Origin of the sequence: Pseudomonas sp. (genome assembly GCF_036404235.1) — a bacterium.
In the GTDB taxonomy this organism is placed as follows: Bacteria; Pseudomonadota; Gammaproteobacteria; order Pseudomonadales; family Pseudomonadaceae; genus Aquipseudomonas.
Window position 1 is genome coordinate 1 of sequence record NZ_DASWOT010000169.1, and the last position, 24497, is coordinate 24497.

Annotated in this window: 17 protein-coding genes and 2 pseudogenes; 6 read left to right on the plus strand and 13 right to left on the minus strand. The window is 58.2% G+C overall.

Features of this window, described 5'->3' with window-relative positions; genetic code table 11:
- Nucleotides 1–104 precede the first annotated feature (104 nt).
- Nucleotides 105–1706 (minus strand): type VI secretion system Vgr family protein, encoded by a 1602-nt coding sequence (locus VGC62_RS21165; protein WP_331189030.1) that lies wholly within the window; start codon nucleotides 1704–1706, stop codon nucleotides 105–107.
- Between the two features lie 344 nt (nucleotides 1707–2050).
- Here VGC62_RS21165 and VGC62_RS21170 point away from each other — a divergent pair, with 344 nt between their 5' ends.
- Nucleotides 2051–2755 (plus strand): YebC/PmpR family DNA-binding transcriptional regulator, encoded by a 705-nt coding sequence (locus VGC62_RS21170; protein ID WP_331189031.1) that lies wholly within the window; start codon nucleotides 2051–2053, stop codon nucleotides 2753–2755.
- Between the two features lie 115 nt (nucleotides 2756–2870).
- Here the strand turns inward: VGC62_RS21170 and VGC62_RS21175 are convergent, their stop codons facing one another.
- On the minus strand, nucleotides 2871–4172 hold the full coding sequence (locus VGC62_RS21175; protein WP_331189032.1) for a leucine-rich repeat-containing protein kinase family protein: 1302 nt from the start codon (nucleotides 4170–4172) through the stop codon (nucleotides 2871–2873).
- A gap of 95 nt (nucleotides 4173–4267) precedes the next feature.
- Nucleotides 4268–4816 carry a TetR/AcrR family transcriptional regulator gene (locus tag VGC62_RS21180; RefSeq protein WP_331189033.1) on the minus strand — a complete coding sequence of 183 codons (549 nt, stop codon included), beginning with the start codon at nucleotides 4814–4816 and terminating at the stop codon, nucleotides 4268–4270.
- 105 nt (nucleotides 4817–4921) lie between these two features.
- Between VGC62_RS21180 and VGC62_RS21185 the strand changes: the two genes are divergently transcribed.
- Both VGC62_RS21185 and VGC62_RS21190 read left to right on the plus strand, forming a co-directional pair.
- Complete coding sequence (locus VGC62_RS21185; protein WP_331189034.1) at nucleotides 4922–6148, plus strand: MFS transporter; 1227 nt, start codon at nucleotides 4922–4924, stop codon at nucleotides 6146–6148.
- Between the two features lie 164 nt (nucleotides 6149–6312).
- Nucleotides 6313–7896, plus strand: coding sequence for a lactate dehydrogenase (locus VGC62_RS21190; RefSeq protein ID WP_331189035.1), 1584 nt, complete (start codon nucleotides 6313–6315; stop codon nucleotides 7894–7896).
- 82 nt (nucleotides 7897–7978) lie between these two features.
- Here VGC62_RS21190 and VGC62_RS21195 read toward each other — a convergent pair whose 3' ends face one another.
- Both VGC62_RS21195 and VGC62_RS21200 read right to left on the minus strand, forming a co-directional pair.
- Nucleotides 7979–8737 (minus strand): anti-sigma factor, encoded by a 759-nt coding sequence (locus VGC62_RS21195; RefSeq protein WP_331189036.1) that lies wholly within the window; start codon nucleotides 8735–8737, stop codon nucleotides 7979–7981.
- Nucleotides 8734–9246 carry a sigma-70 family RNA polymerase sigma factor gene (locus VGC62_RS21200; RefSeq protein ID WP_331189037.1) on the minus strand — a complete coding sequence of 171 codons (513 nt, stop codon included), beginning with the start codon at nucleotides 9244–9246 and terminating at the stop codon, nucleotides 8734–8736. Before VGC62_RS21200 ends, VGC62_RS21195 begins: the two co-directional genes overlap by 4 nt.
- A gap of 179 nt (nucleotides 9247–9425) precedes the next feature.
- On the opposite strand from VGC62_RS21200, the gene VGC62_RS21205 reads away from it, so the two are divergent.
- Together VGC62_RS21205 and VGC62_RS21210 are read left to right on the plus strand one after the other, a co-directional pair.
- Nucleotides 9426–10517 carry a catalase family peroxidase gene (locus VGC62_RS21205; protein ID WP_331189038.1) on the plus strand — a complete coding sequence of 364 codons (1092 nt, stop codon included), beginning with the start codon at nucleotides 9426–9428 and terminating at the stop codon, nucleotides 10515–10517.
- Nucleotides 10514–11059 carry a cytochrome b gene (locus tag VGC62_RS21210; RefSeq protein WP_331189039.1) on the plus strand — a complete coding sequence of 182 codons (546 nt, stop codon included), beginning with the start codon at nucleotides 10514–10516 and terminating at the stop codon, nucleotides 11057–11059. Before VGC62_RS21205 ends, VGC62_RS21210 begins: the two co-directional genes overlap by 4 nt.
- A 252-nt stretch (nucleotides 11060–11311) precedes the next feature.
- Here the strand turns inward: VGC62_RS21210 and VGC62_RS21215 are convergent, their stop codons facing one another.
- The 3 genes from VGC62_RS21215 to VGC62_RS21225 form a co-directional block, all read right to left on the minus strand.
- Nucleotides 11312–12454: a M14 family metallopeptidase gene (locus VGC62_RS21215; RefSeq protein WP_331189040.1), complete on the minus strand. Its 1143-nt coding sequence runs from the start codon at nucleotides 12452–12454 to the stop codon at nucleotides 11312–11314.
- A gap of 166 nt (nucleotides 12455–12620) precedes the next feature.
- Nucleotides 12621–13181, minus strand: a complete 561-nt coding sequence (locus VGC62_RS21220) for a DUF4880 domain-containing protein (protein ID WP_331189041.1) — start codon at nucleotides 13179–13181, stop codon at nucleotides 12621–12623.
- A 490-nt stretch (nucleotides 13182–13671) separates the two neighbouring features.
- The gene (locus VGC62_RS21225; protein ID WP_331189042.1) at nucleotides 13672–14139 is read right to left on the minus strand and encodes an Lrp/AsnC family transcriptional regulator; all 468 of its coding nucleotides are present in this window, start codon (nucleotides 14137–14139) and stop codon (nucleotides 13672–13674) included.
- Between the two features lie 212 nt (nucleotides 14140–14351).
- Between VGC62_RS21225 and VGC62_RS21230 the strand changes: the two are divergent.
- Nucleotides 14352–17745: pseudogene (locus VGC62_RS21230) on the plus strand (indolepyruvate ferredoxin oxidoreductase family protein); the annotation flags it as partial.
- A gap of 222 nt (nucleotides 17746–17967) precedes the next feature.
- Here the strand turns inward: VGC62_RS21230 and VGC62_RS21235 are convergent.
- The 5 genes and pseudogenes from VGC62_RS21235 to VGC62_RS21255 all read right to left on the minus strand — a co-directional run.
- Nucleotides 17968–19938 carry an acetyl/propionyl/methylcrotonyl-CoA carboxylase subunit alpha gene (locus tag VGC62_RS21235; protein ID WP_331189044.1) on the minus strand — a complete coding sequence of 657 codons (1971 nt, stop codon included), beginning with the start codon at nucleotides 19936–19938 and terminating at the stop codon, nucleotides 17968–17970.
- A complete protein-coding gene (locus VGC62_RS21240) occupies nucleotides 19935–20759 on the minus strand; it encodes a gamma-carboxygeranoyl-CoA hydratase (RefSeq protein WP_331189045.1) in 825 nt (274 codons plus the stop codon). Before VGC62_RS21240 ends, VGC62_RS21235 begins: the two co-directional genes overlap by 4 nt.
- Before the next feature lie 14 nt (nucleotides 20760–20773).
- Nucleotides 20774–22381, minus strand: coding sequence for a carboxyl transferase domain-containing protein (locus tag VGC62_RS21245; protein WP_331189046.1), 1608 nt, complete (start codon nucleotides 22379–22381; stop codon nucleotides 20774–20776).
- A gap of 75 nt (nucleotides 22382–22456) precedes the next feature.
- Entirely contained in the window at nucleotides 22457–23620 is a 1164-nt protein-coding gene (locus tag VGC62_RS21250; RefSeq protein ID WP_331189047.1) for an isovaleryl-CoA dehydrogenase, read from the minus strand.
- A gap of 687 nt (nucleotides 23621–24307) precedes the next feature.
- Nucleotides 24308–24497 (minus strand): annotated as a pseudogene (locus VGC62_RS21255) (hydroxymethylglutaryl-CoA lyase); the annotation flags it as partial.

A 24497-nucleotide genomic window follows, 5' to 3' on the forward strand; every position in this document is an offset into this window, starting at 1 on the left:
CATCGTTGATGCTCCCTGCGCAGAGCGAAGCATTCTGCGTTATTGACAGCGGGGTGTCGCGCGTCCCATGTGCGCGATCCACCCCGTATTCCCGTATTCCCGTATTAGCTGGAAAAGGTCAGGCCTTGGGGTTTCATTTCAAGTGTCGCCAGTGAGGTGCGCAACGTTAGTGCCTGAAGATCATTCACCTCCAGCCGTTGTCCGGGCACCAGTAGCAGGTGATTCTCGTCAACCCCGGTGGGCAATGATCGGCGTAAGGCGGCCACGGCCGACTCAGCGGTTGCCTGGCACAACACACCACAAATCACCGGCTGATCGGTATCGTCGTCAAAGAAGCGAACGCTCACCTGGGCTGTGCTGTCATTGATCTCCACGGCGTTACAAAGCTTTGCCCAGCTGTCTTGCCCACCCTCGTCGATACTCGGCGGCTGCCACGCGAAACGCAATTTCACGCGTCCGCTGGCGTCAAACGCCTGTGGGCACGATAGGGTGGCGGTATGTGTCCCCGTGATGGGCGGCTTGCGATGATCCAGCGCGGGACGAAAGGGCATGGCCCAGGGAATCACGGCGAACTCGTTCCGGTACTGACAGGCCGACATGCGTTCGCTGCCCGTCGTCGAGGTTTGATACGGCTCCATCGCTCTGAAGGTCAGGGCGCGCATGGCTAACGTGGCTTTGACGATGACCGCGATGTCGCTGGAATGACAGCCTTTGAGTACACCCAGATGCATCCCTTCATGGCGAACTTCGGTCAGTAGCCACTGATCGTTCAGCAGCCGTTCTGGATGATGAGTCACACGCATGATTTGCCCACTGAGCAGCGTGGGGTCATTACTGCGTCCTTTAACGACGCGCCGCTCGCAGCGCAGGCGCTCCAGTGTGCGCGTGCTGATCTGACGTTGACGCGCAGACTCGCCGTCACGCACGCCAAAAAGCGATGGCACACCGGACAGTTCATCTGTCTGCAACGCCGAGCCGCCGACACCGGAGCGCTGATAGGCGGCTACAGAGGGCAGGTTGTCATACATATGACTGCTGTAACTGAGATGAATCGACATCTGTTCAGCGAAATGCTCAATGCCAATCCCGGATTCATTGCCATCGCGCGACAGGAGCATCGGTAGCGCTTCCATCATTTCCGGAAAGCTTGCCGGATCGTCGGCAAAGACCAACACATGTCCGCCCAAGCCGTGTTCAAAACGGAAACTGATCCCTTCCTCCTCGCACAGGCGTTGCAGCAAGTGAAGGTCTGTTTCCTGGTATTGCACGCAGTGTTCCCTCGGTGGATAGAGGCCAGTGGTGCGCTCAAAGCGATAAGCCTCTGTTTGTATGTCGTGATTGCCCAGTAACTGCTTGATAATCTGCGGCACGCTCATGCCGTTGAATGTCCGGGCCTTACTGGTCGTGGCAAGTCGTTGCAGGTCAGGCATCAGGCTGACTCGGTACAGACTTAAACAGTCACCGGCATGTAGCTGATTGGCCTCCCATATCTGGCCGTGTATGCCCTGCTGCTGTGGGCCGAACGCCAGATAGGCATCGCGGCGCAGCAGGTTGGAGCAGTCGAGTCCCGAGTGTCGACTGACCAGATCCACGTCAAAACGGTAAGGTTGGTTCAGAGCCTCTCGCCCTGTGAAGCTGATGACATGCAGATCCATCTGGCTATCATTGATCGCCAGTGTCATTGGCCCTTGCTTGTCTTCGCGCATCTGCGTGCTCTCTTACCTTGGAAATCGAGGTGCAGAGGGTACGAAAAGCAGCGCGTCAAAGTCATCGTTAGTGGATATTTCGGAAAAGGACTACAGGGTGCGTCTGCTTGTCGTGGCTAGCGAAGCGGCCTGTGAGATGAAACTTATAGGCTTAGGTTTGATCGACAGCGTACTGCGAGGGGTTTCATCTGGCGTTATCGCGTATAAAATGCGCGGGCACCTTGGATTTGCCTAGGCGCATCAGTATCAGTCACCATTTTTCAGCGCTTATTGTCACGCAAACGGCACGCCATGCCGCTCGCACGACCCTGATGGTAAGGCGCTACCGAAACAAGAGAGCAATAATGGGCGCACAGTGGAAGGTCAAGCATAAAGAAGCAGCAGCCAATGCCAAGGGGCGTATTTTCGGCAAGCTGTCCAAGGAACTCATGATTGCCGCGCGTTCCGGCGCTGATCCTGACATGAACGCACGCCTGCGCCTGGTCGTGGAACAGGCGAAAAAAGCCTCTATGCCGCGTGAAACCCTCGAACGCGCGATCAAGAAAGGCGCCGGATTGCTTGGCGAGCATGTGCATTTCGAGAAGCTGACCTACGAAGGTTTCGCTCCGCACAAAGTACCGGTCATCGTTGAGTGCCTGACCGACAACATCAACCGTACGGTTTCGGAAATCCGCGTGTTGTTCCGTAAAGGCCAATTGGGTGCCGCAGGCTCGGTATCCTGGGACTTCCTCCATCAAGGCATGATCGAAGCCGTGCCAGCCAGCGCCGATGCCGACCCGGAAGAGGCCGCGATCGAAGCCGGTGCGCAGGACTTCGAACCAGGCGAAGAGGGCGCAACCCTGTTCCTCACTGAAATCACTGATCTGGACGCCGTGTGCAAGGCGCTGCCCGAATTTGGTTTCACGGTGCAGTCCGCACACATTGGCTACCGGCCGAAAAGCACGGTGGACGGCCTCACAGACGAGCAAATGGTTGAGGTTGAAGCGTTCCTCGAGGCAATTGACAGCCACGATGATGTGCAGAACGTGTATGTAGGCTTGGCGGGCTGAGGCTCGCAACAGACCCTGGCGTCAGCGGCCAATGATTTTATTGGACTCACCGGCGCTTTCGCGAGCAAGCCCTCATACCGCCTTATAGAGCGGGCTTGCTTGCGAATACTGAAGATTAGGCGTCGCTAATTGCCGCCAGTTGTTGCTCCACCTCTAGAAAAGACGGCCGTTGCGCGACATTCGCTTGAATGCACTGGGCCTGAAGCGCTGTCAGCAACGCTATTTGTAGGGCTTTCATCCCATCACATCGCTCAATCAGCTCCCCCAGCAGAATCCCGAAAGCCCGTACTTCAAGTCGCTCCAGCGCAAGCCCGGTCTGGGCATCCGGATAAAACGAAGCCGCACCGAAATCCCCCAATAGACAGTCGCCGCGTTCATTCCAAAGAATGTTATGCCCGTACAGATCCCCGTGGGTGATGCCGTGAGCATGCAAATGAGCGGCGGCGGCAGCGACGCCAGCGGCAATGCGCAAAATGACCGAGGGGGTAAAACGGGTATCGCCATACTGGTCGCGCGTACAGGTTTGTAGGCTCGGCGGGCCTGCCAGGTTCATAAATGTCGGTGAAATCAGTTGCATGACCAACCCATCAGTCTCGTGTGGATGGCCGTGGATCTGCCCTTCTACCGTGATCAGGTTGGCGTGATTACCCGCGGCAATGCACGCCGCCATTTCATTGAGTGGCGAGCCATCGCTGGTCACGGCGCCCTTATATAGCTTGACTGCAACCGGTTGCGGCGCCACGTCATCGCAGAACCACAGCGCTTGCTGAATGACGCCTGAAGCGCCTTGGCCGAGTACTTGCTCAAGCTGTAAGTCTTGCCAGGCGATCGGATGGATCGGTGTGTCGGTCGGCGCTGACGACAACGGGTTACCGGCGCAGGCAAGCCATGCCAATGCGGGCATGTTCAGCAGCCATTCGGGCAATTGATGGATGTTATTGGCCGCGATTCGAAGCAGCTCCAGTCGCTCGCAATTGACCAGCGTCTTCGGTAGATGCTGCAGCCGATTGCCCGCCATCATCAGTTTTTGCAAGGCGTGACAGTTGCCCAGCTCGTCGGGCAAGGACTCGATGCAATTGTCAGTGAGGATCAAGGCACGCAACTGGGGAGGCAGTGAGCGCGCGGGTACGTCCTGGATGCGGCACGCCTTGAAGCCGACAACCTGGAGTTGCGGGCACTGGCCGATGCCTTCCGGGAGGCGGGTAAAGGGGTTGTTGGAGCAAAACAGAATGTTCAGGTGCTTGAGCCGATGCAGGTCAGCGGGCAGTTCCGTCAATGCATTGCCGCTCAGGTCGAGCATTTCCAGGGTATCGCCGAGGCTGAAGATTTCCTCAGGGAACTCAGTCAGGCCGCAGGCCAGCTCCAGGCGCTTGATGCCGGCCAGTTTGCCGGCGCGCAGGTCTGCGAGAGTGTGCATAGAGGTGTTCACAGATGGCTAATTTGGCCGAGCATCATAACGATTTGCAGGTCGCGGCGGCAGTCAGATGCGCGGTGGCGCTGCACTACTGACGCTTAGCCCAGGCAGCGATCCAGTAACTGATACATGCGCTCAAGGCCAGGAGGGGTTTCGGCGTAGAGAATGCGATAGATCATTGGCGCGACCACCGCGTCAATCAGTTCATCCGCCGAGGGTGTGCGTTCGCCGCGCTCGCGGGCCCGATCAATCATGATCTGGAACTGATCGCGCACCATGTTCAAGCACTTGCCCGAGCACAAGGTCGCGCTGCTGGACACCACGTCGCGCATCATTTCCCGGCCCGGCTCTGAACTCATCTCATCCAGATAGACTTCGGTCCATTTGCGCAAATCGTCGCGCAGGTTGCCGCAATCGACCGGTTCATCGGGGCGCAGACGTTCTACGGCAGCGTCCGCAAGCAGGGCGGTGAGGTCGCCCCAACGGCGATAGATCGTCGACGGCGTAACGCCCGCCCGCGCGGCGATGACGGGCACGCTGAGTGCCGAACGCTCCTGTTCGAGCAGCAGATCGCGAACCGCCGCGTAAATTGATGTTTGCACCCGGGCACTGCGGCCACCTGTGCGTATGCCTTCTTTTATCGCCATGGAACAGACCTTAACGCAAAGTATTTGCTTTAATGTATTTCAGCTTGCACACTCGGTAACGCTAAATATTTGCTTTTGTGTTGTGGTTTTTTGGAGAGTGTACCTGTGTCTCAACCATTGCAGAACCCGAAAGTCGACGCTCGGGATCGTGGCCACCTCGGCTTCCTTGCGTTCGTCCTGCTGTGCTTCTTTGCGGCCTCCAGTACACCCACGCCGCTTTATCACCTGTATCAACAACATTGGGGCTTTTCGCCGGCCTTGCTGACGCTGATCTTTGCCGTCTACGCCCTGAGTTTGCTGGTCGCGCTCCTGGTCGTCGGTTCGTTGTCCGATTACCTAGGGCGACGGCCGGTGATTTTTGCGGCGTTGCTGCTGGAGGCGCTTTCCATGCTGTTGTTCATCTGTGCCAGCGACGTCAGTTGGCTGCTAAGCGCCCGCCTTGTGCAGGGCTTCGCCACGGGAATGGCCACCAGTGCGCTCGGCGCAGCGTTGCTCGACACCGACCCAACGCAAGGGCCGCTGGTAAATAGCATCGCCCCGATGTTCGGCATGACTGCTGGTGCATTAGGCACCAGTGCGCTGGTTGAGTTTGCGCCGTTGCCCTTGTTGCTCGCGTACGCAGTGTTGTTGACAGCGTTCGTCGCTCAAGCCCTTTACCTGTGGCGCACACAGGAAACTGTCACGCCACAACCGGGTGTCTGGCGCTCGCTGCTGCCCTCGTTGCATGTGCCGCAACGTGCGCGCGCAACGCTCTGGCTGGTATTGCCGGCGGACATCGCGGCGTGGGCGTTGGGCGGGTTTTTCCTGTCGCTGACACCTTCGCTGCTGGCCGCTGCCACTGGGTCCAGGTCGGTACTCAATGGTGGTTTTGCCGTGGCAGCGCTGACCATCAGCGGCGCCGTAACGATCATGAAGTTGCGCATGCGACCGCCAAGGATGGCGCTGCTGGTGGGCTGCAGTTTCTTGGCGCTGGGGGTGTTGGTGATCCTCGCCGCAGTCAACCTGGGGCTGTTATGGCTGTTTTTTGTCGGCACGGTAGTGGCAGGTATCGGTTTTGGCTCAAGCTTCCTCGGGGCGCTGCGCTTGTTGCTGCCTCTGGCCCATGCTCATGAGCGTGCGGGCTTGATGTCGGCATTCTATGTGCTCAGTTACCTGGCGTTTTGCGTGCCGGCCCTGATTGCAGGCCTCTCGGTTAAACACGTGGGGCTCATTGCCACGACCAATATTTATGGATTGATCGTGGTGTCGTTGGCCTTGACTGCTTTGGTTGCCTTACTGGTGGCCTTGAGACAATCGGGCAAGGTTTCGCAGGTAAGTGGCGTTCGCTCGTAGCCAGCCGGGCCAAACACCAGGGTGCTTCGCGGATCATGATCAGCCGCATGGCATGGCAAGCGGTCGCGAGCGCCAAGCGGGGCGGTCCGGCGTTCAAGTTCGTGGCGAGTCCGCCGTTATCCTGAGTTAGAGAAAGTGAAACTCAACAGGGACGCGAACGTTTTATGACAAGCATAAGCGCAGTCAATCAGGCCCAACTGCTGGTGCCCAAGCCTGCAACGACCACGTCTGCGGTGAACGATGGCGTGGTGGTGGAAACCGTTCCGTCGCCCGCGGCAGTGGTGATACTCGGTCAGGAGACAACCGTTCAGACGCCGGTTTATTCATCCCGAGGCCTGCTGCCGGACACCGAGGTGTCGCTGGCCTGGGAGACAGAGGCCAATGATAAGGTCTCGACAGCGATGCTCAGCAACTTCACGTCATCATCCACGCACGGCAGATTCCAGGGGTTGGGTGCCGCGCTGCTGGCACAACTGGCCAGCAGCGGCAGCGGATTTTCCCAATCGCTGGTCAAGTCCAATGGCAAGTTGGACACCGCAGCGTTGTCCGCCGCGCAATCGACGCTGCACACTAACGCCGACAACAGCATTACGCTGAGCATCAAGACGGTCAGTGGTGCAACGGTGAACTTGAGTCTGACCAGTCAAGCCGATGGTCTTGCGGTACAGGCCAACGTGACCGGCGGCACGCTCACCGACGATGAACTCGCAGCGCTGGCTGATCTGGCGGATGGTTTTCAGTCAGCGATCGATGGCTTTACCGCCCAACCACCGAAGCTGGACCTGGGCAAACTGACGCAGTACGACACGCGCGCGTTCTCGGCGGTAGACCTTAATGCCCAACTGAAAGTCGGCGATGACAGCGTGCAAAGCTTGAGCCTGCATGCCGACAGCAACACGCGCTCAGTCACCATGAGTGGGCCCTCCGGTAATCTGCAAATGGCTGTCGATATGAAAAACTCGGCCATTTTGGGCGATGCCGACCAGCAGGCCAAAGCCTTGCAGGGCTATCTCAAGCAATTCGATGCAGCCCGCCAGCGTGGCCACGGCGACGCAGAATTGATGAGCCTGTTCACCGACACCTTCACCGCCTTGAACAGCCATTATCCCGATACGATCAACAAGGCCACCGCGCCGCAAACCGTCAACTCAATTCGCCTGACCGATGTCGACCACGCCATGCTGAACGGATTGGCGGACTTCACCGCCTCGGTCACTCAGAGCGTGCAGGCCAGCAACCCCATGCAGCCCGATGAACTGGATGCGTTCGCCTACCAAGTGTCGCAAACGAGCGAAACCAAGGGCACTAATCAACTCAATCGCACGGTCGAGCAGGACCAGCAGTCGCATCTGACGGCCAGTTATCACCAGGCGCTGTATCCAGGCTCAACCCTCAAGCTTGGCAGTAGCTCCGATTCACAGAACTACGCCTATTACCAGATCGAGGACAAGACCAGTAGCTCGCTGCGCATGGCCTACGACAAAGGCAGGCTGATCGATGCGTCGGTGAGCAAATCCACCAGTCATTCCACACGGGTTTCGAAGTACGAGATGGGGCGTCTTATCGAAGACACGTTAACCCCGGAAAAAACGCAGGAGCAGAAAAACTACACCCACGTATTGGAGGCGGCCTTGCAGGAAGACAGAAAGTCGCGGCTGGAGACCGGGCGCTCCAGTTTGCTGGACGCATTGGCCTCGATACGTGACCAGGTGATGCAACCGGCCGGATCATCGAAGTTCGGTAACTGAAGAACACCGGGCAACTGACGATGGCAACAGGGTGAAAGAACCGGTCTCGATAACGAGATCGGTTCTTTGCATCACACGCCAATCAAATCGGAGGGTTCAACGCCTGACGTGCCGCTTTCGCCACCGGATCGTCGGCCGGACCGACCATCGCATAGTTATAGCCGCTGCTGGACCAGTAGTCGGCCTGTAACTCTCCGTCACGACGGCTACCGCGTGGCAGCAGATGGTTACGTTCGCCAGGCGGACGAATGTAAAAGCTCAGCGTGCGACCTTCGGCATCCTTGTACACCACCATCGCCGCAGCGCCTTGCTCGGTAGGCGTCAGCCGGCCGCTGACCGGTTTAAACCCTGCGGCCGCCAGATCCGGCATGCGATTGGCCTGGGCGAAGTTGCTGTCCAACCAACCTTGAGCGTCCCTGGCCTTGGTCGGGCTCCAATCGGAGGCCAAGTCGTCTTTTGCCGCGAACATCCGGTACGCCTGTATGGCGTCAGCCATTGGCGGCGTATTGCTCGCCAGCGTCATTTCCCGCGCTTGCCAGCCACTCATGCCGCCCACACTCACTGCAATCAGCAGCACGGCGGCGGTCGCGTAATGGCGGGTCCGGTTATGACGCAGGCGCTGGCGGATGAAGGCCGGGTCAAGCTCCGGGTTGGGCGCGCGGTGTAGCTCGCCACTCAACGAGGCGCGCAGGCTTTGTGCGTCCAGTTGCCAGGCCAATACCTGTTCGGCTAACTGCGGATGCGCCGCCAGATAGGTTTCCATGGTCAACTGGTCGGCATCATTGAGCTGACCGTCGACGTAGGCATGCAAATCGCGTTCGCTGGGGGGCAGGGTGATCATTTCAGTATCCGCAAGGCAGGGGTGGAGATTTCGCCATCGCTGAGCAGGCGTAAGGCCTGACGCGCGCGAGACAGGCGGGACATGACTGTGCCCACTGGGACATCAAGAATTTGCGCGCATTCGTTATAGCTCAGCCCTTCGACCGAGACCCACAGTAACAAGGCGCGTTGTTCGGTGTTCAAACGTTCGAAGGCTTGCAATGTCGAGCGGGCGACGATGGTGCGCTCCACTGACGGCTCGAAGTGCTCGTCCTTACCTCCGGTGAACAGCTCCAGCATGCGGCTGTATCGACGTGAGCGGCGATGGGCATCGAGAAACTGTCTATAAAGAATGGAGAACAGCCAGGCTCGCAGATCACCTTCGGGGCGTTTACCGCCCCAGGATGACAGGGCTTTTTCAAGACTTGATTGCACCAGGTCATCAGCACTGCTTGGGTCGCGGGTCAAGGACACCGCGAAACGGCGCATGCGCGGTAGCAGTTCTCTGAGGTGTTCGTCCAGATCGTTCATGGGTTGGTTTCCAGGTCATCCACCGGGATGATTCAGATCGTATGACCTGAGAGACGCATGCCGATGAAGGTTATTCCAGGCACCAAAAAATAAATATCACTTCCTGGAATAAACCCACGGCGACAACGTCCCACTCTTCAAACCGTGAATAGAGGCCCCAAGGCCCGGAGTGTTCTCCCATGATTGAGCGCAACCCCCCGCAACATTCGAAACCGCCCCTGAGTCCCTTACAGGTTCTGCTGCGCCTGGCAGGCATTGGCGCAGTGGTTATCGTGATCGCTGGCGCCTTCGCCTACGTCAACGGCACCCTCGACCCGCATCGATTAACCCCGGCACGGGTGGTGGATACGTTCGAACACAACAATGGCCTGCACCCTGGTTATCGCCGCAATCATCCCAAAGGCGTTTGTGTCGCGGGCTACTTCGAGAGCAATGGTGCGGCCGCCTCGTTATCCCGTGCCCAGGTGTTTGCGGCCGGGCGCACGCCAGTGACCGGCAGGTTCGCACTGCCGACTGGCAATCCTTATTCGCCGGACAACGCGGCCCCCATCCGCAGCCTGGCGCTTCAGTTCACCCAACCAGACGGCCAGCAATGGCGAACCGGCATCAACAGCATGCCGCTATTTCCGGTCGGCACGCCGGCTGCGTTTATCGATCTCCAGAACGCGACCGCTGCCGATCCAAAAACCGGCAAACCCGACCCTGCCAAACCGCCAGCGTTCTTTGCCGCGCACCCTGAAACCGCGCCGTTTCTGGCGTGGATCAAAACCGCGAAGCCGTCGGCCAGCTACACCACCGAAACGTATAACTCGGTCAACGCCTTTGTCCTGGTCGCGGCCGATGGCAAGCGCCAGGCCGTTCGCTGGAGCATGGTGCCGCAAGCGCAGGACTCGTTACTGGCGCCTACGCCGCAAGACAAGGATTACCTGGAGAAGGATCTGGTTGAGAAGCTCGCCGCAGGACCTCTGCGCTTCAGCCTGGTGCTGACACTTGCCAACCCTGGCGACCCGACCAACGACGCCAGCAAACAATGGCCGACCGACCGCAAAACACTGGACGCCGGCACCCTGGTCCTCGATAAGAGCCAACCGCAACTGACTGGCGATTGCCGCGACATCAACTACGACCCGTTGGTCTTGCCAAGCGGGATCGAAGGTTCGGATGACCCCTTGTTGGCGGCGCGCTCCGCAGCCTACGCAGCGTCCTATGAACGTCGTACCAGCGAAGTGAACCAGCTCAAAGCCGCACCTGCACAGGAGAAGCAACCATGAGTGCTCCAACGTCCCACTTCGCACCGCTGGCGCGGCTGTTGCACTGGCTGATGGCATTGATGGTGATCGCCATGTTGTTCATTGGCGCCGGCATGGTGGCCTCGATATCGGAGCGTCACGGGTGGCTGCTGAACCTGCACAAGCCGCTGGGCATCGCGATTCTGGTGTTGGTGGTTGTGCGTTTGATCGTGCGGTTGTCTACAAAAACACCACCGTTACCGGCTGATTTGCCGGCTTGGCAAGCACTGGCGGCCAAGCTATCGCATTACCTGTTGTATGCGCTGATGCTGGCGATGCCTTTGATCGGTTGGGCGATGATTAGCGCGGCGGGGGATCCGGTGATGCTAGGACACAGTGTGCGCTTGCCCTCGATTGTGGTAGCCAATGCAGAAACCTTCGCTGTGTTGCGCAAGGCTCATCGCTATCTGGCCTATCTGTTTTTCCTGACCATCCTCATGCACCTGGCGGCAGCGTTGTTCCATGGCTGGATTCGACGCGACGAAGTGCTAGGCAGCATGTTGCGGGGCAAGGGCGGGGTATAGCGAGGCCGATTGGGCGGGCATTTCTGAACCGATTCAAAAAGTCGGAAGGGGTGTCCAACATTTGGGGCGCAGTTCAGTGCGTTTTGGCCCTGACGCCCCCATAAATGAAGGCTCAGTTCAAGTCGTAGGAGCTGGGCTTGTCCCGCGACCGGCGGGGAACCCGTCGTAAAACTGTGCATGCGGTGTGACAGGCAGACCGCGCGCAACTGGTTTGAGAACACAGTTGCTACAGGATAGCTATCCTCGAACGGTTCAACGCAGCACTGGCACCATCTGTGCCAAGGTGGTCAACACATCCTTGGCCAACTGTTTGGACCGCTCACCGGACCAGCCGGTCAGCGGGTTTGGCGCATCGTCATTGTCCTTGAATGGCATTTCCAGCGTCAGCGCCAGGCATTTGTAACGCTCGCCCACGCTGTTGCACGCCAGGTTCATGTTGGCATTGCCAGGTGTTGAGCGCGGGTAGCCGTAGCGTGTCTGAAAGTCTTTGGTAAGACCGCTCAGCCGCGTGCGGAAGTCCGCTTCGAGCTCTTTTTGTTTGTCTGTGTAACCCGGATTGCCCTCGCAGGCGGCGGTAAAGACGTAAGGGATTTCCTCGTCACCGTGAACGTCGAGGAACATGTCCACGCCATACTTTTCCATTTGTGCTTTGACGAAGAATACTTCCGGACTCAGTTCCGGGGTGGCGTCCTGCCATGTCCGGTTGAGGTCTTTACCCAGCGCATTGGTGCGTAGATGACCGCGGAACGAGCCGTCCGGGTTCATATGCGGCACCAGGTACAGATCGGCTTTCTCAAGCAGGCCCGCCAGCTCGGTATCGTTTTGCTGCAAACGCTCAATTATGCCTTCCATGAACCATTCGGCCATGTGCTCGCCGGGGTGCTGTTGCGCAATGACCCAGATCTTGCGTTTACCTTCAGCGCCATCACCTTTACGCAGTAAAGGAATGTCACGACCTTCAATGCTTTTGCCGGTCGCCAGCAGTACTGCGCCAGCGTTGTTTAACGCCTGATCGATCAGCCATTGGTGGCGTTCGCGGCTGTAGGGTTCGAAGTAGGCAAACCAGATATGCGGCTCGGTGGGCGTCAGATCGAAATTCAGGGCCTTGCCATCGAAGGTACTGGGCACGCGGAACCAGGTTTTCTGATCGTAAGACGCGGCGGCGTTGTAGCCCGTCCATGCGCGGTTGTAGCTCGACTGGCCAGCGTTGGTCAGGCTGAAACTGTGGGGTTGGCCGACCTGCATCCCGTCCACTTTGAAGTGGAACCATTGGAAGTGCTGGCTGTTGGTATCGGGGCGTATGGCCAGTTTGATGTGTTGCGGGTCGCTGGCATCGACAACGGAAATGTTGCCGCTGTCGAAATCTGCGTTGATAGCGATCAAGGATTGGGTCACGGAAGGATCCTGAATACGTTAATGCCAACTTGCTCCGTCTGAGAACCGCAGCGTAGCTGCGCGGTTCGCGGGCTTGTCATGGCACTTACTTTACACGGATCGGGGCAGGGGACTGCGACGGATTGTTCCGTCAAACGGCCATGGTGCAGGCGGTATAACGCTGACCTCAAGGCAACGACGAGATGGCCTCGGCAGTGACCAGCAAGCTGCACAGGAACGCCGTCAACAAAAGCCAACCGATGTAGACCCGACGTTTGCGTAGGTGCCAGCCGCTTGCGCCGAGTACCCGCGCAGGTGCCTCAAGGCGACGCCAAAGATGCTCAGTGGCTTCGAAGGCTGCAAGATGCCTGGTATCGGCATCGAGCCAGTGCCGAAACTCAATACGCTGGCTGGCGGTGGCTTGCGGACTTTGAAGGTGTATATACCAGCGACGAGCTTGTGAGGTAACAGGGTCCAGGCTCCTTGCGGCGCCGTTGCTCCCTTGAGTCCGGTCTGTACAGTGCTCCAGCAGACGCACCATTGATCTTTCCACGGCAGCAGTGCTGATCTCGAGCAGTTGTCCGATGCCAAAATACGACAGCCGATCCAGCCGACTCAAAAGGAAAATCTGCTGGGTACGTCGTGGCAATCGTTGAATGCGTCGACGAAGCTCATCGCATTCCTGGCTCAGAGGGGTGTCGGGTTGCCGTGAAGGCAAGGTAAACAAAGAGGTGAATTGACCCGTCATAGTGAGTTCACTCGCTGCTCGTCCATGGTCGTCCTTTGAATGAGGAGTGGGGGCATCGTCCCTGACGCTCTGGGAGCCTAGTAGTTATGAGACTCATTCTCAAGTGATGCGTTCGAAATAATGTCACTTCTTTGCAAAATGTGTCGTTTTCGACCGATTTGGAGGTTCAGCGCTCGCCATTGTTTTGCTATGATCTGCGTCATCGAAATCGACCCTCTTCATTAGCCTGAAGAAAAGCAGCACCTCGAACCTTGATGGCCGCAAAGGCCACACCCAAAAAAAGACCCGGCCTAAAGAGCCGGGTCAAAAACCGTGATTAGCCTGATGAGGAGATAATCCGGAAGCCGACCTAAGGCCTCTGGTTTATCAAGCCGATCTTGCGACCGGCTGAGTGCAATAGTAATCATTATCATTTGAGAGTCAAATGTTTTTTCGCATCCTCGCGAAAAGAGTTTGCTCGCGGTGCTCGTTCTTGCCTGGCGTAGCGCCTTCAATCCAGTGGCAACTCCGTCGTCCTCTTCACTTCACTCATCGCGATATTGGAATGCGCTTCCTGCACGTGCGGGCTTTGCAGCAGGTGATCGCGTAGAAAACGCTCATAGCTGGCGATGTCCTGCACCACCACCTTGAGCAGAAAATCCATATTCCCAGCCATGGTGTAGCACTCCAGCACCTCGGGGTAACCGATGATCGCTTCTTCGAATTCGGTCAGATAACGGCGCCCGTGCCCCGACAGCTTAATGTCGACGAACACAGTCATGGTCAGGCCCAGCTTGGCTGGGTTGAGAAGGGCGACCTTGCGCTCAATGACGCCTTCTTCCTGCAGCCGGTTGATGCGGCGCCAGCAGGGCGATTGCGACAGCTCCACACGCTCGGCGATCTCGGCTGCGGAGAGGTCGGCATCGTGTTGCAGCAAGCGCAGAATTTTACGGTCGATAGGACTTAATTTGACCTGCATGAATTGACCCTTTTTTATTATTTAAATGAAACAGGCATGCAGGATATCAACAGATTCCAGTCAATTTAGAAAGAAAAAGCCTCTCGGCCACGGGCACTATTTGACCCATGAGCGTCGGATCTACCGTCCCGCCGCTTGAGCAGGCAGGCCCACAAGGTCGCCGCTGCTCGCCTCATTCAAAACGCACCGTATAAAAACAAAGGAGTGCATGAATGTCTTTGGCCGATATTCGTCTGGACGATAAGTACCGCCTGGCAACCGGCAATGTTTACCTGACCGGCACCCAGGCATTGACCCGCTTGCCCATGCTGCAAAAGCAGCGCGACGAAGCCCGAGGGTTGAATACCGCAGGTTTTATCTCTGGTTATCGCGGTTCACCGTTGGGCAACCTCGACAAAAGCCTATGGGACGCGAAGGATTATCTTCAGCAAAACGCCATCCATTTTCAGCCGGGCGTGAACGAAGAACTCGCGGCCACGGCCGTGTGGGGCAGCCAGCAAGTCAATCTCTTTGCGCACGGTAAGTACGAGGGTGTATTTGCCCTCTGGTACGGCAAGGGCCCTGGCGTCGACCGCTGTGGCGACGTGTTCAAGCATGCCAACTCGGCGGGCGTTTCGGAAAAAGGCGGCGTGTTGGTCTTGGCAGGCGACGACCACGGGTGTAAGTCGTCGACCATCGCGCACCAGAGCGAACACGCGTTCATTGCTTCGATGATCCCTGTACTCAACCCCAGTAACGTTCAGGAAATCCTCGACTACGGCATCCTCGGCTGGGAGCTATCACGCTACAGCGGCTGCTGGGTAGCGATGAAAACCATCGCTGAAAACGTCGATTCCTCCGCGGTGGTTGAGGTTGATCCGCTTAGGGTCAAAACCCGTATTCCCGACGATTTCGTATTGCCCAAAGAAGGCCTGCACATCCGCTGGCCGGACCCGCCCCTGGCCCAGGAAGCGCGGCTCAATACCTACAAAATCTACGCCGCACGCGCTTTTGCTCGGGCCAACAACCTCAATCAGGTGATGATCGACTCGCCGCAGCCACGTCTTGGCATCATTACAACAGGCAAGTCCTATCTGGACGTGCGCCAGGCATTGCAAGAGCTGGGTATTGACGAGGCGCTATGCGCTCAAGTCGGCGTCCGCGTGCTTAAAGTTGGCATGAGCTGGCCGCTGGAGCCGGTTTCAGTCCACGACTTCGCGCAAGGTCTGGACGAGATTCTGGTGGTTGAAGAAAAACGCAGCGTGATCGAGGACCAACTTACCGGCCAGCTCTATAACTGGCCGGTGGACAAGCGTCCACGGGTGGTCGGTGAGTTCGACGAAGAAGGGCGCTCACTGCTGCCCAATCTTGGGGAGTTGACCCCGGCGATGATCGCTCGCGTCATCGCCAAACGCTTGGTCCCCATCTACAGCAGCCCTAAAATCGAAGCCCGGCTGCAATTTCTCCAAGACAAGGAAAAAGCCCTCGCCGCTCCACTGTTCAATACCCAACGCACCCCACATTTCTGCTCCGGTTGCCCGCACAACACCTCGACCCGTGTGCCCGAAGGCAGTCGGGCGCTGGCCGGGATTGGTTGTCACTACATGACCATCTGGATGGACCGGGCAACCGAAACCTTCACCCAAATGGGCGGCGAGGGCGTGACCTGGATTGGCCAGGCGCCGTTTACCGAAACTGCGCACGTGTTCCAGAACCTGGGTGACGGCACTTATTTTCACTCCGGCCATCTGGCAGTGCGCGCAGCGGTCGCGGCCAAGGTCAACATCACCTACAAGATTCTCTACAACGATGCGGTAGCGATGACTGGCGGGCAGCCCATCGATGGCATCCTGCGTGTCGATCAATTGAGCCGTCAGGTGTTTAACGAAGGCGTGCAGCGTATTGCGCTGGTGTCCGATGACCCGGACAAATACCCGAGCCGCAAACACTTCGCGCCCATTACCACCTTCCACCACCGCCGTGACCTAGACGCGGTGCAGCGCGAGTTGCGCGAATTTACGGGGGTGTCGGTGATCATCTACGACCAGACCTGCGCCACCGAGAAACGTCGCCGACGCAAACGCGGCACCCTGATTGATCTGGACAAACGCGCAGTGATCAACCCGGCCGTCTGCGAAGGCTGCGGCGATTGCGGGGTGAAATCGGGCTGCTTGTCGGTGCTGCCGAAGGAGACAGCCCTGGGTCGCAAACGCGAGATCGACCAAAGCGCCTGCAACAAGGACTTCAGCTGCGTCGAGGGTTTTTGCCCCAGCTTCGTCACCGTGCATGGCGGCAAACTGCGAAAACCTCAGTTGCCCACCCAGGCGCCCGCGTTTGCGCAACTGCCAGAACCTACACTGCCGGGTTTAGACCAACCGTTCAATATTCTGCTGTCGGGCGTTGGCGGCACCGGCGTCACCACCGTGGGCGCAATGCTCGGGTATGCCGCCAATCTCGAAGGCAAAGGCTGCAGCGTGCTGGATCAGGCAGGGCTCGCGCAGAAGTTTGGTCCGGTGGTCAGCCATATTCGGATCGCTGCGCGCCAAGACGAGTTGTTTGCGGTACGCATTGCTGCCGGCGAAGCGGACCTGCTGCTGGGATGCGACTTGTTGGTGGCGTCCGGGCCCGATGCCATCGCCAAACTCAACATCGCCAAATCCCATGCGGTGATCAATAGCCAGCAAACGCCCACGGCAGAATTCACCCGTAACCCGGATGCCGAGTTCCCAGCCCAGGCGATGATGCAGACCCTCCGAGAGGCGGTCGGGGTCCAGAAAACTCACTTCGTCCAGGCCACCGATCTTGCGACCAAACTGATGGGCGATAGCATTGCCAGCAACTTGTTCATGCTCGGTTTCGCCTTTCAATTGGGCTTGATCCCGCTGACATCCGCCGCTATCGAGAAAGCCATCGAACTGAACGGCGTGGCGGTCAATCTCAATCAGCAAGCGTTCCTATGGGGACGCCGCGCGGCGCATGACCTACCAGCCGTTCAAGCGGTAGCCCATCCAGACAGCGTATCGGTCGAAGACCTGCAACCCATAGAGTTGGCTAAACGTCTGGAAAATAACCGGGACATGCTCATCGAGTACCAAAACAAGGCCTACGCCGAACGTTATTTGCAGTTGGTTTACCGCGTGCGCGACGTTGAAAGTCGCCTGTTTGCGGGACAACAGCCTGCACTCACCGAAGCCGTAGCCTTTAGCTACCTCAAGCTGTTGGCCTACAAAGACGAGTACGAAGTCGCGCGGCTGTATAGCAACGGTGAGTTCACTCGTCAGTTGCAGGCGCAGTTCGAAGGCGATTACCGGCTGGAGTTCCATCTGGCCCCGTCCTGGCTGGCCAAGCGCGATCCGCACAGTGGCACGCCACGTAAACGCAGCTTCGGGCCTTGGATGCTGAAGGCGTTCAATGTGTTGGCAACGTTCAAGTTTCTGCGGGGGACGGCGTTCGATCCGTTCGGTCGTAGCCTTGAACGTCAACAGGAGCGAGGGCTGATCAACAATTATGAGGCGGACATCGAGCTGATCCTAAGCCACCTTAACGCGAGCAATCGTCACACTGCGTTAAGTCTGGCGCGTTTGCCCGAGAAAATTCGCGGGTACGGTCACGTGAAGGACAGCGCGATGAAAGCGGCGGCGTTGCAAGCTGCGCGGATGCGCCAAAGCCTGGTGAGCGGCGACATAGAGCTGCCGAAGCTTTATGAAGCAGCGGCTTAAACGTCCATGCGCAGGATGAATCTTGCGTACACGGCGCGTGCTCTGTAGGCGATCGCCCGGGGTCCAGGCGCCGGGCTGTCGCGCAGTAAACAGGGATATGTAGGCGCTGCCGAAGGAATGATGCCCATGCCTAGGCTTGCAACGGCGTCAGTGAAACAAGCACCGTCCCTTCGCTGACCATCTCTCCCTGCGTGCAATACAATGCCGCCACTGTCCCGTCCTGTGCGGCGCGCACGCTGTGCTCCATTTTCATCGCTTCGAGCACCACCAGTTGTGTGCCGGCTGCTACGTGCTGACCGACTTCGACCAGCACCCGCACAATGCTGCCATTCATCGGCGCGGTCAGGCCGCCATGTTGATGGTGGCGGGTGTCGGCGGCGGCAATCGGATCGACACGCCTGACCGCGTGCAGTTCACCTTGCCACCGCAGGTACAGCGTGTTGTCGCGGCGGATGGCCTGATGCTGGCGACGTATGCCGTTGTGTTCGATGGTCAGTCGCTCGCCATGCAGTTCCGCGTGGGCGGCGTCTAGTGTGCGCAACTGGACTTTCTGTTGCTCGGTGCCGCAGATGAGGTGCAAATCAACTTCGTTCGGTAGGCCGAAACGCTGGCCGTCAAGGCTTGACCAAGGCGAGTGTGGGTCATCGTCACGAACACGACGCGGGGTGCTCTGGCGAAATGCTTCGGCGGCGGCTTGCCAGAATTCAACCGGCAACGCTTGGACCGCAGGCAGCAGATCCGCGTGATAGCGAGCAATGAAGTCGGTATCCAGCTCGGCCTCGGCAAACGCCGGGTGCGCAATGATGCGCCGCACAAACGCAAGGTTGCTGCGCAGCCCGCCAATGGCAAACTCGTCGAGCATCGCCAACAAACGCAGCCGAGCTTGCTCGCGGTTTTCACCCCAGGCGATCAACTTGCCAAGCATCGGGTCATAAAACGGCGAAACCACGTCACCCTCAGCCACGCCGCTGTCGACCCTACGCCCCGGCCCTTCGGCCGATTCGCGGTAGACATCCAGCTTGCCGGTTGCCGGCAAGAACTCGTTGCCGGGGTCTTCTGCGTACAAGCGCACTTCAATGGCATGGCCCATCAACGGCACCTGATCCTGGGTGATGGGTAGCGCTTCACCTTGGGCCACGCGGATCTGCCAGGCCACCAGATCCAATCCGGTAATGGCCTCCGTGACGGGATGTTCCACCTGCAAGCGAGTGTTCATTTCCATGAAAAAGAACTCGCCGCGAGCGTCCAGCAAGAACTCAACCGTGCCTGCGCCGACATAGCCGATAGCCAACGCAGCACGCACCGCTGACTCACCCATGGCTTGCCGTAATTCAGGACTTAAGCCTGGAGCGGGAGCTTCTTCGACGACTTTCTGGTGACGGCGCTGAATCGAGCAGTCGCGCTCGTTGAGGTACAGGCAATGGCCATGCTGATCGGCAAACACCTGGATCTCTACGTGACGCGGTTTGAGTACATATTTTTCGACCAGCATTCGCGAGTCGCCAAAGGACGACTGCGCTTCCCGCTGCGCAGACGCCAAGGCTTGCGCCAGATCCTCGTCGCGCTCGACGACTTTCATGCCTTTGCCGCCGCCACCGGCCGTGGCCTTGAGCAACACCGGATAACCAATGCGTGCGGCAGCGTCACGGAAGGTCTGGGCGTCCTGGGCGTCGCCGTGATAACCCGGTACCAAAGGCACACCGGCTTTTTCCATCAAGGATTTTGCCGCCGACTTGCTGCCCATGGCGTCGATGGCCGAGGGGGGTGGACCAAGGAAGATCAGACCTGCGTCTTCAATGGCGCGGGCAAACTCGGCGTTTTCCGACAGAAAACCATAGCCAGGGTGAATCGCCTGAGCACCGCTGGACTGGGCGGCGGCAATCAGCTTATCGATCAGCAAATAGCTGTCCGCTGCTTTGTTACCGCCTAAATCAACGCAAATATCCGCTTCTCGTGCATGTCGCGCGTCGCGATCAGTGGCGCTGTGTACCGCCACGGTCCTCAGCCCCAGTGCTTTAGCGGTACGCATTACGCGGCAAGCAATTTCGCCACGGTTGGCTACCAGCAAGGTGGTCAGCCGTGTGGGTTTGATGGCACTCATGCGGACGATTCCCCATTGTCGTTAGGGTTTTGGCGTTGCCAGGCGGGGGTACGTTTTTGCAGGAAAGCGCGCAGGCCTTCCTGGCCCTCAGGGCTCACCCGTATTCGGGCAATCGCGTTCTCGCAGAATCGCCGGCGGGCAGGGCTTAGTTCGCCACTGCCCACTTCACGCAGCAAATCTTTACTGGCGCGCATGGCCTTGGGGCTGTTGAGCAGCACATTGTCGATCCAGCGTTGCACCTGCGCTTCAAGCTCGGTCGACGGGTAACACTCAGCCAGCAAACCCATTTCCCGCGCGCGTTGGCCATCGAAACGCTCGGCGGTCAGCGCATAGCGACGTGTTGCTCGCTCGCCGATGGCCTTGACCACGAACGGACTGATGACCGCAGGCACCAAGCCGATGCGCACCTCGGACAGGCAGAACTGCGCGTCTTCGCTACCAATTGCCATGTCGCAACAACTGATCAGCCCCAAGGCGCCGCCATAAGAAGCGCCCTGTGCGACGGCCAGAGTCGGAATTTTCAATCGCGCCAGGTTGTACATCAGTTCAGCCAGCTCCTGGGCGTCAAGCAGGTTGGTGTTGTAATCAAGGTTCGCCGACTCCTGCATCCAGGCCACGTCGGCGCCCGCGCTGAAATGCTTGCCGCGTGCGCGGATCAGCAGCAAGCGCAGCGCGGCGTCGGCCTGTAGCTGATCCAGGGCGACAATCAGCTCACGAATCATCAGTGCGTTGAAGGCATTGTTTTTATCTGGCCGGTTTAGCCAGAGCGTAGCGAAGCCCCGTGGATCGCGTTCTATCTCGACAGTTTCAAAGTCAGTCATGGTCAATCCTTGGGTTACATCCGGAACAGGCCGAAACGGGTGGGCTCAATGGGCGCGTTGAGTGACGCCGAAAGGGCGAGGGCAAGGATGTCGCGGGTCTGCGCCGGATCAATCACGCCGTCGTCCCACAGCCTTGCGCTGGAGTAATACGGATGGCCCTGGGTTTCGTATTGGTCGAGGATCGGCTGTTTGATCTCGGATTCCTGCGCTGTGCTGAACGACTGGCCGCTGCGTTCGGCCTGCTCACGCTTGACCTGCACCAGCACGCCAGCCGCTTGTTCGCCACCCATGACACCGATGCGGGCGTTGGGCCACATCCACAGAAAACGCGGATCATAGGCTCGCCCGCACATGCCATAGTTACCGGCGCCAAAACTGCCGCCAATGATCACGGTGAATTTCGGCACCTTGGCGCATGCCACGGCAGTGACCAACTTGGCGCCGTGCTTGGCGATGCCGCCGGCTTCGTATTTCTGCCCGACCATGAACCCGGTGATATTTTGCAGGAACAGCAGAGGAATCTGGCGCTGGCAGGCCAGTTCGATAAAGTGCGCGCCTTTTTGCGCGGCTTCGGCGAACAAAATGCCGTTATTGGCGAGGATCGCAATCGGGTAGCCGTGCAGGTGGGCGAAGCCACACACCAGCGTGGTCCCGAACAGGGCTTTGAATTCATCGAACACTGAGCCATCGATCAGGCGGGCGATTACTTCACGCACGTCATACGGTTGTTTCGGATCGACAGAAATCACGCCGTACAGTTCTTCACTGGCATACAGCGGCGCGACAGGGGCCTGCACGTGCAATTCGCCCAGCTTGCGCCAGTTGAGATTGGCAATGCTGCGCCGCGCCAGTGCCAGCGCGTGCTCGTCGCTTTGAGCGTAGTGGTCGGCGACCCCAGAAACTTTGCAATGCACATCCGCGCCGCCCAACGCTTCGGCGCTCACCACCTCGCCTGTTGCCGCTTTGACCAGGGGCGGCCCGGCGAGAAAAATAGTCGCCTGATTGCGCACCATGATTGCTTCGTCGGCCATCGCGGGCACGTAAGCTCCGCCCGCCGTGCAAGATCCCATTACGACGGCAATCTGTGGGATGCCTTGGGCGCTCATGTTGGCCTGGTTGAAAAAAATCCGCCCGAAGTGCTCGCGATCCGGAAACACTTCATCCTGACGGGGCAGGTTGGCGCCACCGGAATCCACCAGATAAATGCAGGGCAAGCGGTTCTGTTGAGCGATGGTTTGTGCGCGCAGATGCTTCTTCACGGTCAGCGGGTAGTACGAGCCGCCTTTAACCGTTGCGTCATTGGCGATGATCATGCATTCAACGCCTTCGACCCGGCCTATGCCGGCGATCATGCCCGCTGCGGGGACGTCTTCACCGTAGACCTCATATGCTGCTAACGGGCTGAGTTCAAGGAAGGGCGAGCCAATGTCCAGCAACCGGTTGATGCGTTCGCGGGGTAACAACTTGCCGCGTGAGGTGTGTCGCTCCTGGGCTTTGGCGCCGCCACCTTGTTGAACCTGGATGAGCAACTGGCGCAGCGCGGTGACCTGGGTGCGCATCGCTTCGTTGTTGGCCGCAAACTCTGCTGAGCGCGGGTTGAGCTGAGTGTTCAGAATTGCCATGGGAACCTTACTCCGTCAGCAGCACCTGCAAGAACATGCTTGCTTGCAGCTTTTCGCTTGAAGCGTGTGGCTGCTTCACTTCGTTTCATTGAACAGCTCGCGACCGATCAGCATTCGGCGGATTTCACTGGTGCCTGCGCCGATTTCGTAGAGCTTTGCATCGCGCAACAGTCGGCCTGCGGGGAATTCGTTGATGTAGCCGTTGCCGCCGAGAATCTGAATCGTGTCCAGGGCCATTTGGGTGGCGCGCTCGGCGGAATAGAGGATCACCCCGGCGGCGTCCTTGCGCGTGGTCTCGCCGCGCTCGCAGGCTTGCGCCACCGCATATAAATAGGCGCGACTGGCGTTGAGTTGGGTGTACATGTCGGCGACCTTGCCCTGGATCAGCTGGAATTCGCCGATGCTCTGGCCGAACTGTTTACGGTCATGAATGTACGGCAGTACCACGTCCATGCAGGCTTGCATGATCCCGGTCGGCCCGCCTGAGAGGACCACGCGTTCGTAATCGAGGCCACTCATCAGGACCTTCACGCCACCATTGAGTGCGCCGAGCAGATTCTCTTCTGGGACTTCTACGTCGTCGAAGAACAGTTCGCAAGTGTTGGAGCCGCGCATGCCGAGCTTGTCGAATTTGCTGCTGCGCGAGAAACCTTTCCAGTCGCGCTCAACGATAAATGCGCTGATGCCGTGTGCGCCTTTTTCCGGGTCGGTCTTGGCGTAGATCACGTAAGTACTGGCGTCGGGGCCATTGGTGATCCAGGTTTTGCTGCCGTTGAGTACGAAATGATCGCCGCGTTTGTCGGCGCGCAGTTTCATTGACACCACATCGGAGCCCGCGTTGGGTTCACTCATGGCAAGGGCGCCGACATGCTCGCCAGTGATCAATTTGGGCAAGTAACGGGCTTTCTGGTTGGCATTGCCGTTGCGGTTGATCTGGTTGACGCACAAATTCGAATGCGCGCCATAGGACAACGCCACCGACGCAGAACCGCGGCTGATTTCTTCCATGGCCACGACATGGGCCAGATAGCCAAGCCCCGCGCCGCCATATTCTTCACTGACGGTAATCCCCAACAACCCCATCTCGCCGAACTTGCGCCACATGTCCTCCGGAAACAGGTTGTCTTGGTCAATCTGTGCAGCACGTGGGGCGATTTCTGCGGCCACAAAGTGTTGGACCTGGCCGCGCAGGATGTCGATGGTTTCTCCAAGGGCGAAATTGAGGCTGGGGTGGTTCATGAGTTGGATTTCCCTATTGTTTTTGGAATGCTGGCGGGCAGCAATACTGGGCATCACCTTTACGTTAACGTAAGCCTGCAAGCGAAGGGATGTCAACGGGGGAGATAGAAGGGAAGGGGTTTGCAAATGCCAGACAGCACGAAGGGGAGCCAAGGCTCCCCTTCAAGTTTTGTGTTGCATGCTCTTTTTTATTTTTAGGCGGTCTTATTGTTGTTTTTGGTGCCGGCCTTTTTTGCTTTTTTGAGCGACCCCCATCCGGGGTCAAGAGCAAACGTATTTTTTTGAGCGCTGATAGTGTGCTTTCATGCCGCTCTAAAGAGCGACTGTCCAACCAGTTCGGGAGCTACCTGACGGTAGTTTTATTGTTCTCTGCCCGGTCGTGAGGCCTAAGCCTGCAAAAGCGATCCACTCCAAAAAAATCTGTTAGCTGCGCCTCTGTCCGTGTTGTTCTTGTTATGTCAGAGCCGATACGTTTTGTTTTTATTGGGTTGCTGCGATTTTTTATTTTTGTTGTACCTATGACAAAGCAGATGCCGTGCCAGTTTTTTAAAAGTCTTTAAAAACAGTACGTTGAGAAAATAAAGGATTCAGATTCAGCCGATGAAGGTCGTCATTTGTTTCCGTGTTACCCGTTTATCAACGGTTGATGCGACAGAGGGTAACACTGTGTGACAACTTGTCGCACCGTTAACCCGACAAACGCGCCTTGGCAACCCGCGATCCATTGCTACGCTTTACTGCCGTGCATATTTGCTGGCCTGCCATGATGAGCTTGTCCAGGTCGATACCGGTTTCGATGCCCAGTCCGTTGAGCATATACACCACGTCCTCCGTTGCAACGTTTCCGGTCGCTCCTTTGGCATACGGGCAGCCACCC

Bases quoted from the DNA above. Each gene is read 5' to 3' on its own strand.
- VGC62_RS21165 (WP_331189030.1), bottom strand. From the start codon at position 1,706: ATGCGCGAAGACAAGCAAGGGCCAATGACACTGGCGATCAATGATAGC.
- VGC62_RS21170 (WP_331189031.1), top strand. From the start codon at position 2,051: ATGGGCGCACAGTGGAAGGTCAAGCATAAAGAAGCAGCAGCCAATGCC.
- VGC62_RS21175 (WP_331189032.1), bottom strand. From the start codon at position 4,172: ATGCACACTCTCGCAGACCTGCGCGCCGGCAAACTGGCCGGCATCAAG.
- VGC62_RS21180 (WP_331189033.1), bottom strand. From the start codon at position 4,816: ATGGCGATAAAAGAAGGCATACGCACAGGTGGCCGCAGTGCCCGGGTG.
- VGC62_RS21190 (WP_331189035.1), top strand. From the start codon at position 6,313: ATGACAAGCATAAGCGCAGTCAATCAGGCCCAACTGCTGGTGCCCAAG.
- VGC62_RS21195 (WP_331189036.1), bottom strand. From the start codon at position 8,737: ATGATCACCCTGCCCCCCAGCGAACGCGATTTGCATGCCTACGTCGAC.
- VGC62_RS21200 (WP_331189037.1), bottom strand. From the start codon at position 9,246: ATGAACGATCTGGACGAACACCTCAGAGAACTGCTACCGCGCATGCGC.
- VGC62_RS21205 (WP_331189038.1), top strand. From the start codon at position 9,426: ATGATTGAGCGCAACCCCCCGCAACATTCGAAACCGCCCCTGAGTCCC.
- VGC62_RS21210 (WP_331189039.1), top strand. From the start codon at position 10,514: ATGAGTGCTCCAACGTCCCACTTCGCACCGCTGGCGCGGCTGTTGCAC.
- VGC62_RS21220 (WP_331189041.1), bottom strand. From the start codon at position 13,181: ATGACGGGTCAATTCACCTCTTTGTTTACCTTGCCTTCACGGCAACCC.
- VGC62_RS21225 (WP_331189042.1), bottom strand. From the start codon at position 14,139: ATGCAGGTCAAATTAAGTCCTATCGACCGTAAAATTCTGCGCTTGCTG.
- VGC62_RS21235 (WP_331189044.1), bottom strand. From the start codon at position 19,938: ATGAGTGCCATCAAACCCACACGGCTGACCACCTTGCTGGTAGCCAAC.
- VGC62_RS21240 (WP_331189045.1), bottom strand. From the start codon at position 20,759: ATGACTGACTTTGAAACTGTCGAGATAGAACGCGATCCACGGGGCTTC.
- VGC62_RS21245 (WP_331189046.1), bottom strand. From the start codon at position 22,381: ATGGCAATTCTGAACACTCAGCTCAACCCGCGCTCAGCAGAGTTTGCG.
- VGC62_RS21250 (WP_331189047.1), bottom strand. From the start codon at position 23,620: ATGAACCACCCCAGCCTCAATTTCGCCCTTGGAGAAACCATCGACATC.